The organism is uncultured Psychrobacter sp., assembly GCF_947488565.1.
Taxonomy (GTDB): Bacteria; Pseudomonadota; Gammaproteobacteria; order Pseudomonadales; family Moraxellaceae; genus Psychrobacter; species Psychrobacter saeujeotis.
In genome coordinates, this window is the sequence record NZ_CANKZC010000003.1 from 418,890 (window position 1) to 433,532 (window position 14,643).

The following is a 14,643-nucleotide window of genomic DNA, read 5'->3' on the forward strand; positions in this document are numbered from 1 at the left end:
TGTTTAAGTAAACAATCATGTCAACATAGATGTGCATTTAATAAAAACTTAATAGTTAAAATAAAAGGAATTTACTATGACAACATTATCTCAAGCCAGCTGCGAAGCCTGCCGTATCGGTGCCCCAACAGTCGAGGAAGGTGAAGCACGCGAGCTGCTGCAACAAATACCTGATTGGTCACTCATTGAAGACAATGGTATCAACCAGCTACAGCGTCAATATAAATTCAAAAACTTTGTCACTGCTATGGCGTTTGCCAATCAGCTTGCAGATATTGCAGAAGCTGAAGGTCATCATCCTGGGATATTGGTAGAGTGGGGCAAAGCAACAGTTACATGGTGGTCACACAGTATTAAAGGTCTGCATCGCAATGATTTTATCATGGCAGCCAAGACAGATAGTCTATATGGTCAATAATGAGTATAGTAATAATCAAAGCGACTTAGTAAACTTACCACATTAAAATCCAACCCCAAACCAATTTTAATTGGTCATTTAAGGATGTGTGATGCCGCCACAAATACTTACTCAGTTTTCACCTAGACTTGCATTTACTATCGCCATCACTGTCATCGCTATTATGGGTATCACCATGATAGGCTTTGGCTGGGTGCCTCATTTGTCGTTGATACTTGCTATCTGTGTGCTATTGGCTATTGGACTATTCAAAGGTCTAAGCTTTGATGACATGCAAGGACAAATGGCCTCGGGCGTAATGCGCGGTATCGGTGCTATTTATCTGTTTTTCTTTATTGGTTTGATGGTTGCTGCACTTATGATGTCTGGCGCCATACCGACACTGATGTATTTTGGCTTTGAGCTGATATCACCAGAGTTTTATTACATCTCAGCCTTTGTACTTACCTCGATTATCGGCATTGCACTGGGCAGCAGTTTGACCACTGCGGCGACCTTGGGCGTGGCGTTTATTGGAATGAGTAATGCGTTCGATGCCAATGTCGCTATCGCTGCTGGCGCTGTGGTATCAGGGGCGTTTTTCGGTGATAAAATGTCGCCATTATCTGATACCTGTACCATCGCTTCATCAGTCGTGGGTATTGATTTATTCGAGCACATTCGCAATATGATGTACACCACGGTGCCTGCTTGGATACTGACGGTCATACTTTTCTGGTTCTTCTCAGGACAGACGGTCAGTGGTGATTTAAGTCAAGTGACAGTTTTGCAAGGACAGCTGATCGAAAGTGGTTTGGTACATGGTTATGCAGTATTACCGTTTGTGGTACTTGTAGGGTTGGCCTTGTTTCGGGTTAATGCCATCTATACCATTATTTGTACCATTGTTGCGGCATTGATTGTCACCTATTTGCACAGTTCACCGAGCCTTGGACAACTAGGAGGATACTTCTTTGCAGGCTATGCGCCCGCTGAGACATTGGAGCTTGGAGAAGTTGGCGGTATGCTCTCACGTGGCGGCGTACAAAGCATGTTCTTTACTCAAATGATTGTAATATTGGCGCTGAGCCTTGGTGGCTTGCTAAGCGCATTAGGTATCTTGCCAGCCCTGTTATCAGGCATCAAGGATACTTTGACCAGCTCGGGGCGGGCAATATTTGCCGCGGCCATGTCAGCACTCAGTATCAACGTGCTGATCGGTGAGCAGTATTTGAGTATCTTACTCTCAGGGACCGCGTTTCGTCCGATATTTGAGCGCTTAAACTTACATCCAAAGAACTTATCTCGTACCATCGAGGATGCAGGTACAGTCATCAATCCACTCGTACCTTGGAGTGTGTGCGGGGTATTTATCAGTCAAGCATTAGGCGTGCCAGTACTGGATTATCTGCCTTATGCGTTTTTCTGTTATTTATCGCTACTGTTGACGTTGTTATTTGGTTTTACGGGGCTTACCATTAGTCGTAAGGATGGCACCAAAGTATCCGCTCGATAGTTAAGTTTTAGTGACGATTCTATATTTTGCCAATGCTTACTTAAACCAATAAAGCCGTCCCAAATTTTTGGTGACGGCTTTATTGGTTTTGAGTCAATCAAAGGCTGATTTTAGGCTATCTAACAGTTTTGCTATCTAACAATGCTACTATCTTACAATGCCACTATCTAAGGCCTTCGCCCAACTTTTACATTCACAGCGCACGCACCGCTGATCTGGTTTAGTAATATAATCGACATACCCACAATGCATGCAAGCATAGCAATGCTTTGGGTCTATATCGTCAGCTGCTTGGTACTGCTTAGGAAAAAGTGGCAAACCATACTGTGTTTCATTAGGCGCAAATAGCAACAAACTAAATGAGCCATCCGTTTCTAATAAGCCGACACGTACTTGGCCTAAGTGTTCAACCCCTTGCTGGCGCATTTCAGCAAAAAATTCGTCGTGTGACATTTTGCCTCTTTTAATCTTATCCAGTACTAACGTGCCATCTTCGACGATATAAAGCGACTGTCCTTCCAAAAGATCTTCAAAAGGCTGATATTTCATCATCATCCAAGTGCAGAGTCGATACATGATAATCACAATACTCATGATGAGCAGTGCTTGAATGATGGGTAAGTCCTCGGTAAACATCGGATCACCAGCGATAGAACCTAGTGACAAAATAATCGTCAGCTCAAAAATAGACAGCTGCCGGACACCGCGTTTACCAGTAAAACGTAAAAATATAATAATCATGCTAAACATTACTACTACGCGTATCACGATTTCGGCGGCAAATGCCCAAGTAGTGTCATGAATAAAGATGCTTGCCAGATCCATGTATGTTTATCCTTTCTTAGTGATCGGTTATTGTGATTGATCATGCCATCGTTATTACTACTGCCTTCAATTAAAGTCATGCTTTGCTGCCATGGTTTTACGTCACAAATAGAGCTTATGACAAACCGCTACAGCGTGTTTGAATGCCTGCCGCATTATAAATCAATATCTTTATACCTTATAACGTAAATCAATATAAAAGCTGAAAAACAAGGATTAAAAAACAGGGACTAAAAACATAAATATTAAAAACATAGCTACTAAAAAAAACAAAACGTTCGAACATAGATAAGTTTTCCTAACTTACTCAAAAGCCTAGGAATCGCTTGCAATATTGATGAATTTAAATTACCTTATACGTAAGTAGTTAATCTATACGTAATTTTATATTTGTGATTTATCTATCGTTATTTGATAAGATTTGTCTTTTATCCCAGTGATTTTTACAAAAATAGTTTTCAAACCAATTAGCTAGCAAGGAGCCACCTATGTCAACGAGTGACAAAAACCTTTCCTCATTTCTCGATATTGCAAGCGATTCTGATTTTTCTATTCACAACTTACCTTATGGTATCTTTAGTGACACTGCCGATGGTAAGCGCCGTGCTGGTGTCGCTATTGGCGAACACGTTTTAGACTTAGCGGTACTTGAAGCCGAAGGCTTACTTAAATTAGAAGGCGGTAGCTATTTTGATCAGCCGACATTGAACGCTTTTATTGATTCTGGTCGGGATAATTGGACTAGCGCGCGTAGTACCATTCAGACCCTGCTATCTGCTGACACGGACACGCTACGTGATAACCAAGACTTGCAAAGTAAGGCGTTATTTAAGCAAGCCGATGTCACGATGCATCTGCCTGTTCATGTGCCTGGTTACACTGATTTTTATTCGTCCAAAGAGCATGCTACTAACGTTGGTACGCTGTTCCGTGATCCTGCTAATGCGCTATTGCCTAACTGGACAGAGATGCCAGTCGGCTACAACGGTCGCGCCAGTACGGTCTTTGTGACAGGTGCTACAGATATCATTCGTCCGTCAGGTCAGCTCAAACCCAATCCAGACGAGCGTCCTATTTTCGCGCCATGTAAGCGCCTTGATTTTGAGCTTGAAACCGCCTTTATCGTGGGACAACCCAACAAAATCGGTGAGCCCATCTCTATCAAAAACGCGTGGGATCATATCTTTGGTATGGTTCTGTTTAACGATTGGTCAGCCCGTGATATTCAAAAATGGGAGTATGTGCCATTAGGTCCTTTTAATGCCAAGACTTTTGCTTCAGAGATATCTCCTTGGATTGTCACTTTAGATGCGCTAGAACCTTTTAAAACGTCAATTCCAAACCAAGATCCCAAGCCATTGGCTTATCTACAAGAAACAAAATCTGATAACAGCTTTGATATCAATTTGTCAGTAGAGTTGCTTCCAGAAAATGCGGAGAGCGCTACCGTCATCTCTGAAACCAATTTTAAATACATGTATTGGTCGATGGCGCAGCAATTGACGCATCACACCATTACTGGCTGTAAAGTTGAGGTCGGCGATATGATGGGGTCAGGTACTATCTCAGGACCAACGCCAGATTCGTACGGCTCAATGCTTGAGATTGCTTGGAACGCGACCAAACCTGTTGAGCTCAAAGGCGGGAGCACACGTACCTTTATCGAAGATGGCGATACGGTCATTATGAAAGGCTATAGTGAAAAGGATGGTATTCGAGTCGGCTTTGGTGAAGTGCGCGGAAAGGTGCTACCAGCTTTAAACTTTGATTTTGACGCATAAAATTTACACAGTATAAGCGCAAAACAGTCAATAGCTGTTATTAATATGAATGTTAGCAATAGCGTCATCGTTAATATAAACAGCTACTTGGCTTAGGTTGTATGCCAAAAACACTAGTGAAAGCATTCTTCTTAGGTTTTGCGCCTTATCAAAAGGATATTGATATGAGTTTTAAAATAGAAAAAATTCACCACGTAGCCTATCGCTGCAAAGATGCTAAAGAAACCGTAGAGTGGTACAAAAAACACTTAAACATGGACTTTATTTTAGCGTTCGCTGAAGACCATGTGCCTTCTACCAAAGCCTTTGATCCCTACATGCATATCTTTTTAGATGCTGGTAACGGCAATGTATTGGCGTTTTTTGAATTACCCAATCAACCTGAAATGGGATCTGACCCTAACACGCCGGACTGGGTACAGCATCTAGCAATGAAAGTAAAAGACCGCGATGCTTTAATGGCTGCAAAAAAGCATTTAGAGGATGGTGGGATTGACGTCATTGGTGTGACCAATCATGGTATTTTCCATTCTATCTACTTCTTTGATCCTAATGGCCATCGTATGGAGCTGACTTATGATGATATTACTTCAGAAGAGAAAGTTTCAATGATTACCAAAGAGATCAAGCAAGAAATGCTTGACGAATGGACACGGACCAAACGTGCACCCGCTCATACGCATTTTTTGCATGCCGAAGAGTTAAAAGAAGCTAAAGAGCAAGTACCTGTAGGGGAGTAGGTATCGCTTCTTGCTAAGCTTTAATAGATATTAATAGTGAGCACTCAATCATCAAGAAAGGACTCTACGATGAAAACCAAACTATCTACTAGAATCGCTCTGGCTACCGTAATTACTATGTCTGGACTATCATTATCTGGATGTTCTGATAATAATCAAGCTACATCAGCTAATGGTGCCCCAGATGATGTGACGACACTTAGGTTCTCACATTTTATGACAGCTAATGATAATATGAACACTGAAGGCTTTGAGCCATGGGCCAAAAAGATTGAAGAAGAGTCAAATGGTCGTCTCAAGATTGAAATTTATCCTTCCGCTACCTTGAGCAAGCCGGGCGCCACCTACGATGCTGCGGCAAAAGGCACCGTAGATATTGGTATGCAAGTGCAAGGCTATACCGCTGGGCGCTTTCCTTTGACTCAAGTCGTAGAGCTACCAGGCATATCCAATACAGCAGAGCAACAGACCTGCATTCTATATAAACTCTACGACGATGGAATTATTTCAGATGAATATGAGGACACTCATCTGCTTGCTTTAATGGGTTCAGGACAGGGAGCGCTGCATACTGTTGATAAGCCTATTCGTACGCCAGCAGATATGAAGGGTATGCGCATTCGTCAACCCTCTGTGGTTGCCAGTCACATTATCGAAGCTACTGGTGCAGCGCCCGTTGGGATGCCCGCCAGTGATACCTACACTTCGCTACAGCGCAGCGTCATTGATGGTCTAGCTTTTACTTGGCAACCTATACAAGCGTTTCGTCTCGATGAACTACTTAACGCGCACACCAATATACCTTTTTATAACTCTACCTTTGTAGTCACTATGAACAAGGATAAATACAATAGTCTGCCTGATGATCTCAAAAAGGTGATTGATGATAATTCAGGACTAGTCATGTCAGATCGTATCGCCAAAATATTTGATAAAAGTAACGAGGAAGCAATGGCAGCCGCTCGTGCCAAGGGGGATACGATGATCGATATTCCAGATCCTCTAAATGATCCTGAGTGGCAAGGTCCGTTACTCGAGGGTACGCAGAGATATTTAGATGAATTAGCGGCCAAAGGCTTGGATGGTCAAACCGTTTATGAAAAAACCAAAGTGGCCAGCACAGCCTGTCTGTAAAGTTTAACTATCTCTAATAGATTAAATAAGCGATTTTTGCAGACACACTAATTAGCAAAATAGCTAAGTAATTTGATAACGCTTAGCTATTGCTAATATTCTATCCCTGACCTGCTGATTATCTAATGGAAGCTGTTCAGCAGTACCGATAATGGTGAGCGCATATTCTAATAGCATATCGTTAGCAGGCGGGTCGATATCGTTAATATCTTTAGGCTGCGGTAAAATGACGGGTATGCTAATGGCATTAATCCCCATTAGCATATCTCCAGCAACCGTGGCATACCCTTGCGTACGGATATCGGTTTGCAGTTCAGTAAACGCTTGCCATTTAGCAGATAGCTCAGCGTTGTCAGGCTTGGTAGTGGGAACGGCGGCCAAAATATCAATATCTCCTTGCCACTCTGCAAGCACCAAAGGTTTGATAATAGTCTCAGGCTGATAGCTGGCAAACAGTCTACCTGTCGCAGAAGACGCCAGCGGCATACGTGAGCCTATACGAGTAATGATACTGATCGGACTGTCCGGCTCAAAAGAATGGATGACAATAGGGCCTTCACTAAACCACTTAGCGATTTGCACTCCGCAGTTAATGGTATCTTTGATTTCAGTCGCTGCATGGGTTAGGCGCTGCAAAATATTGTTTTGATCGAAGCTATTGTGTCCCAGTGCATTGACTCGGTTACCGAGCCCGTAGCGTCCATCGCTCAGCTTGCGTGCATAGTCTTTACGAATGAGACTGACCAAATAACGATGTACTTTTGCAGGGTGCATTTGCATCGCTTCAGCAATGTCTTTTAGCATCATAGGTTTATGGTAATCTATAAGCACATCTAGTACAGAGAGACCAATCTCAAGTGACTGTATACCGCCTTGATTCTTATTTACTGCTGTTTCTGTTGATGACATCGATGACTCAGTTGAATAAAAAAACGATTTGATGGTTAGGTTTGTCAGGTTTACTACCATGGCTAATTATATAGGTAATAAAGAGCATTTGGTATATATAGAAAAACGCCCATTACTGATAATACAGTGAACAGTTTGGCCGAATTTTTTGAATGGAATCACGTGTTGCTCAATATCTACAGCTCAGCACTTACAATAACATAGGCAGGAGAATAACTATGATGACACTTTATGGCTACTTTCGTAGTGGCACTTCACACCGTACACGTATCGCGTTGAACCTAAAGGGTTTAGATTACGATGCAATCTCGATTAATTTGGCAAAGGATGAGCAGTCTGAGCCATTATTTAAAGCTATTAATCCGCAAGGCCTAGTACCAGCCTTACAGACGGACGACTTATTGCTTTATCAAAGCCCAGCTATCTTAGAGTGGTTAGAAGAGGTTTATCCGCACAATCCGTTATTGCCCAAAGACGCTGCTGGCCGTATGCAAGTACGAGCGCTAAGTGCGATGATTGGCTGTGACATTCACCCGATTAATAACCGCCGTATCTTGCAATATCTACGCAATGAGTTGTCAGTTGACGAGGATGAAGTGTTGGCATGGTGTCAGCGCTGGATAGCGGAGGGTTTTGCTGCGTTAGAGACGTTACTGGCAAAAGATGAGGCGCGCGGCAAATTCTGTTACGGTAACAGTCCAACGTTTGCAGATTGCTATCTAATCCCGCAAGTCTATTCAGCTCGCCGCTTTAAAGTAGATTTGACACCTTATCCACATATCATGGCCATTGATGAGCACTGCCGTACGCTCCAAGCGTTTTTTGATGCAGATCCTATGAATCAGCCTGATGCACCGCATTAAGAATAACGCTTAATTGCGTTCACCACTGATTTAACTATTGATTATTCCATTAAGCCGATAGCTATTTTGTTATCGGCTTTTTGCTGTCGTTTTATAATTGATAGAATGTCTTTTTTAGGTAATGCTTGTGATTAGACTATCAAAGAGCGTGAATTATTAGGCTTAATATCAGTACCTAATGTCCAATCCTTCAATCCAATGTCTCAATTTGAGATATAATCTTAATACTTGAACAAGAGCTTTTATTTAATAAGACGATCAGCGTCGCTCTAATGATGCCTAAACCGTTTGCCAGTTTAGATAGGCTTATGCAGTTTGTATAATTAAATGAAAGCAATAGTGAATCAGCTTTTGCTGCTTTTGTATTTACATGAGATAAAAATTATAAATGATGAAAACCGAAACCAGTAAGCCCCTTGCGTTTAGAAGATATCCATCGACGACTGCGCTGCAGTGTTTTGAGACGGCTGCGCGGCATCTGAGCTTTACCCATGCCGCGCAAGAGATGCATATGACGCAAAGCGCCATCAGTAAGCAAGTTGCGCAGTTAGAGGAGATGTTAAACATTTCGCTCTTTTATCGTACGCCGCACCGGATTTCGTTGACGCCAGCCGGCAAGACTTATTACCTTGAAGTGCTAGAGATTCTCAAGCATATCGAGGTGGCGACCACCAGTTTGATGTCACATAGTGATAATACAGAAGTGCTCAAAATTGTCTCACATCCAACGTTTTGTTCACGCTGGCTGATACCTGCGCTAAAAGGGTTCAGCCAAGAGCATCCGTTGATTAATATAGATATTAAAGAGCTGGCTGAACCCTTTTTTTCTGAGGATCAAAACGTCGATATTGCCTTTTTATATGGTGATGGCATTTGGGGCGGTATGGAGGCGATTAAGCTGTTTGATGAATATTGTGTGGCGGTCTGCCAACCAGAATATTTGTATGATAAAAATCAAGATAAAAAATTTTGTACGAGCAATGTAGACAATTGTACCTTGCTACAGTTGAGCTCACGTCCAAGTGCTTGGTATGAGTATTTTAAACAACAAGACATTAGTATCGATGGGACGTTTGTCGGTCCGCGTTTTGATACTTTTCACGCGTGTATTGCTGCTGCCCTGCTTGGTTATGGTATCGCACTCGTACCCCTGCGGTTGGTTGCCCCTGAGCTGCAATCAGGAGCGCTAGTGACAGCATGGAGTTATGCATCAAAAGGACGTGGCTCTTACTATATAACTTATCCTTTATCTTTGGGACGTTCCCACAAGGTAAAAGTCATTTTAGAATGGATCTCAGCGTATCTTGAAACCTCTAACCAGCATGAGAATGCGATAGATTTTGTATTTTGACCGCTAAAACGGTTTTATATTTATCTTCATTTGCAAGCTTGTGCCGGACTTCTTCCAAAGACCCTTCTTTATTCAAAATCTACTCTTTATCTCAAGAGCCTCCTAAAACTTATCGCTGAACTGAAAATCAATATGTAAACATATATGTCTTAGCAGATAGAGCTATCTTCTATTCTGCTAGGACATTTATTAAATCTATCGTTTGGCAATGACAAAAAGGAATGAGCGCATAACTATTATTCGTTTGCTGAGCAGGCAGGGTTTTGCTCAAATCAGTGACAAGCGTCAAATAAAATTTCTGAGATTTTAACAAGGATGTCTATCTGTGAATCATACGTTTATAAGTCGCGATGATATTCGCCACGAGTTTTCTATGGCGATGTCGACCATGTACCAAACCGAAGTCCCACTATATGGTGATTTGCTTGATTTGGTTGCTGAAGTGAATACTCAGGTGCTAAACCAAAACCCTGAGATTAAAGAGCAATTGGCGCACACCGGAGAGCTTGATAGACTCAGTATGGAGCGCCACGGTGCGATTAGATTGGGCACAGCGGACGAGCTTAGCATAATGCGTCGTCTCTTTGCTGTCATGGGTATGCACCCTGTGGGCTATTATGATTTGGCACCTGCTGGCGTGCCTGTTCATTCTACGGCTTTTCGAGCCATTGATGCGCAAGCATTAAATCAAAGCCCGTTTCGTGTATTTACCTCTTTACTGCGCCTTGACTTGATTAATGATGAAGCATTAAAACAAGACGCCATAACTGCGTTAGCCAACCGTCAAATCTTTACCGATAATGTCGTTAGCCTGATTGAGCGCTTTGAAGCGCAGGGCGGTTTGACGGCTGAGGAAGGCGAGCAATTTATAAAAGAGGCTTTAGAAACCTTTCGCTGGCATGATAAAACACCGATTTCAAAAGAGCTATATCAACGCTTATTAGCGCAGCACGGTCTCATAGCTGATGTGGTCGGTTTTAAAGGCCCACATATCAACCATTTGACTCCTAGAACGCTGGATATAGATACCGTACAGCAAGGCATGCAGGCAAAGGGCATCCCGCCAAAAGCGATTATCGAGGGGCCGCCAAAACGAGAGTGTCCGATTTTATTAAGACAGACGAGCTTTAAAGCATTAGAGGAAGCCGTTCTTTTTAAAAACCCAAACGGCGAGTACGAACAGGGTCATCATACCGCACGCTTTGGTGAGATTGAGCAGCGCGGTGTGGCATTAACACCAAAGGGTAAAGCGCTATATGACGAGCTGCTTAGCCAAGCACGCAGTCGATTAGGCGCGACTCCGAACGCAGACAATGCCTCGGAGTATTATCAAATTTTAGAGAAGGCGTTCGACGCGTTCCCTGATGATTATCAAGCCATGCATAATGAGGCGCTCGCTTACTTTTATTATCAAGCAGTCGATAATGCTGCAGATGTAGACAGTGCTATGCTTCATTTAGAAACCGTTGATGCACAAACGGTCGACTCAAAACAAATAGTAAATGCTTTGATTGAGAAAGGCACTATCCGGATTGAACCTATCGTTTATGAAGACTTTCTGCCTGTTAGTGCCGCTGGTATTTTTCAATCTAATCTTCAGCAAGACAAGCAAAGCAACTATGATGGCAATTCAAATCAGCATGAGTTTGAGCAAGCGCTTGGCGCTAGTATCTATGATGAGCTGGCGTTATATGAAGAGATACAAGCTCAAAGCTTAAAAGACTGCATAAATGCTTTAAGCAGTTTTGCATAAGAGTACGGGTGTATATAAAACAGTTATGGCCAAAGGGCTGATATGTATAACAAATATACATAGCGGTTTTATTTATTCGCTATTCCAAAATGGAATGACTGTAAGAAATTTATTATTTTGCAAGTTATCGCGTTGCAAGGTAGCTTAAATATCTATTAAGGATATTACAAATAACTATACAAGGGATTGAATATGATTGAGCAATACATGTCTGCCATGGGTGTCAAAGAAGAGCAATATCAACATGGCGATTTTGAAGTCAATACGCCTATAGACGGTACGGTTATTGGCAAAATAACCTTAGATAGCGTCGATGAGGTCAATAATAAAATCCAAAATGCCAAAAAAGCGTTTAAAGAGTGGCGGGTCATTCCTGCGCCCAAGCGTGGCGAATTGATTCGTCTGCTCGGTGAAGTGCTGCGCGAGCATAAAGAAGATTTGGGCATGCTGGTATCGTTTGAAGCTGGCAAGATCAAAGAAGAAGGCCTAGGTGAAGTACAAGAGATGATCGATATCTGCGACTTCGCTGTCGGCGTTTCACGTCAGCTCTATGGCTTGACCATTGCCTCTGAGCGTCCAGGTCACCATATGCGTGAGACGTGGCATCCGCTTGGTGTTATCGGTGTCATCTCTGCGTTTAACTTCCCGGTGGCAGTATGGTCTTGGAATACTGCGCTGGCCATCGTCTGCGGTAATCCTGTGATTTGGAAACCATCAGAAAAAGCGCCGCTAGTAGCGATGGCCTGTCAAGCCATGTTTGAAAAAGCGTTGGCAAAGTTTGGTGAGGCACCAGAGCATCTATCTCAAGTAATACTGGGTAAGACGGATATCGGTAATGCTTTAGTTGAAAACAAAGACGTGGCTTTGGTGAGCGCAACTGGTAGCACGCGCATGGGCAGAGCTGTTGGGCCAAAAGTTGCCGATCGTTTCGGTAAATGCTTACTTGAGCTTGGTGGTAATAACGCGATGATCTTGGCGCCAACAGCTGACTTAGATCTTGCGTTACGGGGTATTATATTCTCAGCAGTTGGTACAGCGGGTCAGCGTTGCACGACATTGCGCCGTCTCTTCGTCCACGAATCTATCAAAGACGATATTTTATCACGCGTAAAATCAGCTTATGAGACTGTCAGTATTGGTCATCCACTAGAAGGCAATTTGGTCGGTCCACTGATTGATGAAGACAGTTTTAATAATATGCAAGCCGCGCTAGAAAAGGCTCGAGAAGCGGGCGGCACAGTCACAGGCGGTGAGCGTGTCTTAGCAGACAAATACCCTGATGCTTATTATGTCACGCCTGCCATTGTAGAGTTTGATGAGCAAAACGACGTTGCTAGAAGCGAGACCTTTGCGCCGATTTTATATGTCATGACCTATAAAGACTTTGATGATGCTATTGAGATGCAAAACGATGTTCCGCAAGGGCTCTCGTCATGTATCTTTACCAATGATTTGCGTGAAGCTGAAACTTTCCTCAGCGATCGTGGTAGTGATTGCGGCATCGCTAACGTCAATATCGGTACTAGCGGGGCTGAGATTGGCGGTGCGTTTGGCGGTGAAAAAGAAACTGGCGGTGGACGTGAGTCAGGCTCTGATGCATGGAAAGCTTATATGCGTCGTCAAACCAACACCATCAACTATTCGACAGAGTTACCACTTGCCCAAGGTATTAGCTTCGGTTAATACAAGTGTGTGCAGTCAGTAATTAAGGTTTCGATTTGGTTTATAGCTTCTATATAGATTGATTGAATATATATTGCTCAGCACAAAACATTACGTACAAATCACTGGACACCAACTGCCAAGTATACTCTACGTAGGCTTGGCAGACTAAAAATAATAAGCAACTAAGGATTGGTTGCAAGACTTATTGACGACTACTAAGGAAGGTAGATCTATTATGATAGATGACAAACCGCACGACCCCGCGAACGACGGCTATGGTCCGTCTTCTAGTTTCTTGCTTGATATTGCCCCTCTAGTATTGACTGCCATGATTCTTATGGTGCAGTTTTTCGTATTTAAAGACTTTACCCCGCATATACCGCTGGCTTGCGGCATTTTGATCACTGGCTTGTTTATGAAAATGCGTGGCCGTGACTGGCAGGGTATGGAAGAGCGGTTTTTAAAGGTAATTAAGATAGGCTTACCGGCAATGATTATTCTCATGGGTGTCGGTATGCTCATTGGCTCATGGATTATTGCAGGGACAGTTCCGACCATCCTTTATTACGGTTTTAGTATTTTTTCTCCTTCCTCTTTTTTATTCTCAGTCTGTATTATTTGCGCCATTATTTCTGTTGCCACTGGTACGTCATGGGGCACAGTCGGTACAGTTGGTCTCGCGATGATGGGTATCGGTATGGGTCTTGGTATTCCAGCGCATTTTACAGGCGGCGCTATCGTCTCTGGTGCCTTTTTTGGCGACAAAATGTCACCATTGTCAGACACCACCAACTTAACTCCAGCCGCTGCAGGCGTTGAGCTTTGGGATCATATTAGAGGTATGCTGCCGACGACCGTGCCAGCGATGGTTACTGCTTTAGCGATTTATGCATGGATTGGTATGGGCTATGGTGATGACAGTATCGACCTGTCCTCTATTCAAGCCTTGCAAACAAGCTTGGCTAATAATTATAACTTAAGCATTATTACCTTGTTGCCTGCGCTGGTGGTCGTCATCGCAGCGGTCATGAAAATGCCCGCGATACCGACGGTGTTAGGCGGTGTCGTCGTAGCATCATTTATTGCGTTTTTTCTGCAAGGTGTTGGCGTTAGTGAGATTTTTAATGTTTTACAGAATGGTTATGTCAGTGAGACGGGCTTTGATGTAGTAGATCAACTGCTATCAAAAGGCGGAGTGATGTCAATGACATGGGTCATTACCTTGACCATTTTCGCCCTCGCTTTTGTCGGCTCGCTTGAGCATTACGGTACACTAAAAGCCATCATGGCAAAAATCAACCATTTCGTGAAGTCGCGCTTAGGCTTGATTTTTACGACTTACGGTAGTGTTTTGAGCGTAGGGACACTTATCGGAGACGTTTATACGACTTTGGTATTACCAGGACGTTTATTAAAAGAGAAGTATAAAGAGATGGGCTATAAGCGCACAACGCTAACACGCTCTATCGAAGACAGTGGTACGCTATTGTCACCGCTTATCCCTTGGAATATGGGTGGTAGCTTTGTCGCAGCGACACTTGGAATTGCGACACTAACCTATGCACCTTTTGCATTTGCCTGTTGGTTGTCGCCGTTATTTGGCTTGTTATGGGCGTTCCTTGATAAGTTTATACCGCGTGAAGAGCCAACTGTAGAAAAGCTTGACACGACTACTTCAGCCTCAGCAAATGAGGTCTGATACAAAGGGA

Annotated in this window: 12 protein-coding genes; 10 read left to right on the forward strand and 2 right to left on the reverse strand. The window is 43.1% G+C overall.

Annotation, left to right across the window (positions count from 1 at the left end):
* Nucleotides 1-76: 76 nt before the first annotated feature.
* Both Q0890_RS08895 and Q0890_RS08900 read left to right on the forward strand, forming a co-directional pair.
* Complete coding sequence (locus Q0890_RS08895) at nt 77-418, forward strand: 4a-hydroxytetrahydrobiopterin dehydratase (protein ID WP_299219637.1); 342 nt, start codon at nt 77-79, stop codon at nt 416-418.
* 91 nt (nt 419-509) lie between these two features.
* On the forward strand, nt 510-1,913 hold the full coding sequence (locus Q0890_RS08900) for a Na+/H+ antiporter NhaC family protein (protein WP_299219640.1): 1,404 nt from the start codon (nt 510-512) through the stop codon (nt 1,911-1,913).
* 147 nt (nt 1,914-2,060) lie between these two features.
* Here the strand turns inward: Q0890_RS08900 and Q0890_RS08905 are convergent, their stop codons facing one another.
* The gene (locus tag Q0890_RS08905) at nt 2,061-2,738 is read right to left on the reverse strand and encodes a DUF421 domain-containing protein (protein WP_299219643.1); all 678 of its coding nucleotides are present in this window, start codon (nt 2,736-2,738) and stop codon (nt 2,061-2,063) included.
* Between the two features lie 488 nt (nt 2,739-3,226).
* Between Q0890_RS08905 and fahA the strand changes: the two genes are divergently transcribed.
* The 3 genes from fahA to Q0890_RS08920 all read left to right on the forward strand — a co-directional run bounded on the left by fahA (nt 3,227) and on the right by Q0890_RS08920 (nt 6,393).
* A complete protein-coding gene (gene fahA, locus Q0890_RS08910; protein WP_299219644.1) occupies nt 3,227-4,519 on the forward strand; it encodes a fumarylacetoacetase in 1,293 nt (430 codons plus the stop codon).
* A 164-nt stretch (nt 4,520-4,683) separates the two neighbouring features.
* Nucleotides 4,684-5,259, forward strand: a complete 576-nt coding sequence (locus tag Q0890_RS08915) for a VOC family protein (RefSeq protein ID WP_299219646.1) — start codon at nt 4,684-4,686, stop codon at nt 5,257-5,259.
* A 69-nt stretch (nt 5,260-5,328) separates the two neighbouring features.
* A complete protein-coding gene (locus tag Q0890_RS08920) occupies nt 5,329-6,393 on the forward strand; it encodes a TRAP transporter substrate-binding protein (RefSeq protein ID WP_299219648.1) in 1,065 nt (354 codons plus the stop codon).
* 63 nt (nt 6,394-6,456) lie between these two features.
* Here Q0890_RS08920 and Q0890_RS08925 read toward each other — a convergent pair whose 3' ends face one another.
* Nucleotides 6,457-7,302 (reverse strand): helix-turn-helix domain-containing protein, encoded by an 846-nt coding sequence (locus Q0890_RS08925; protein WP_299219651.1) that lies wholly within the window; start codon nt 7,300-7,302, stop codon nt 6,457-6,459.
* 221 nt (nt 7,303-7,523) lie between these two features.
* On the opposite strand from Q0890_RS08925, the gene maiA reads away from it, so the two are divergent.
* The 5 genes from maiA to nhaC all read left to right on the forward strand — a co-directional run bounded on the left by maiA (nt 7,524) and on the right by nhaC (nt 14,633).
* Complete coding sequence (gene maiA, locus Q0890_RS08930; protein WP_299219869.1) at nt 7,524-8,165, forward strand: maleylacetoacetate isomerase; 642 nt, start codon at nt 7,524-7,526, stop codon at nt 8,163-8,165.
* Between the two features lie 388 nt (nt 8,166-8,553).
* The gene (locus Q0890_RS08935) at nt 8,554-9,516 is read left to right on the forward strand and encodes a LysR substrate-binding domain-containing protein (protein WP_299219654.1); all 963 of its coding nucleotides are present in this window, start codon (nt 8,554-8,556) and stop codon (nt 9,514-9,516) included.
* A 325-nt stretch (nt 9,517-9,841) separates the two neighbouring features.
* Complete coding sequence (locus tag Q0890_RS08940; RefSeq protein WP_299219657.1) at nt 9,842-11,269, forward strand: VOC family protein; 1,428 nt, start codon at nt 9,842-9,844, stop codon at nt 11,267-11,269.
* Between the two features lie 192 nt (nt 11,270-11,461).
* On the forward strand, nt 11,462-12,952 hold the full coding sequence (locus Q0890_RS08945; RefSeq protein ID WP_299219660.1) for an aldehyde dehydrogenase family protein: 1,491 nt from the start codon (nt 11,462-11,464) through the stop codon (nt 12,950-12,952).
* A 217-nt stretch (nt 12,953-13,169) separates the two neighbouring features.
* On the forward strand, nt 13,170-14,633 hold the full coding sequence (gene nhaC / locus Q0890_RS08950; RefSeq protein WP_299219663.1) for a Na+/H+ antiporter NhaC: 1,464 nt from the start codon (nt 13,170-13,172) through the stop codon (nt 14,631-14,633).
* Nucleotides 14,634-14,643 lie beyond the last annotated feature (10 nt).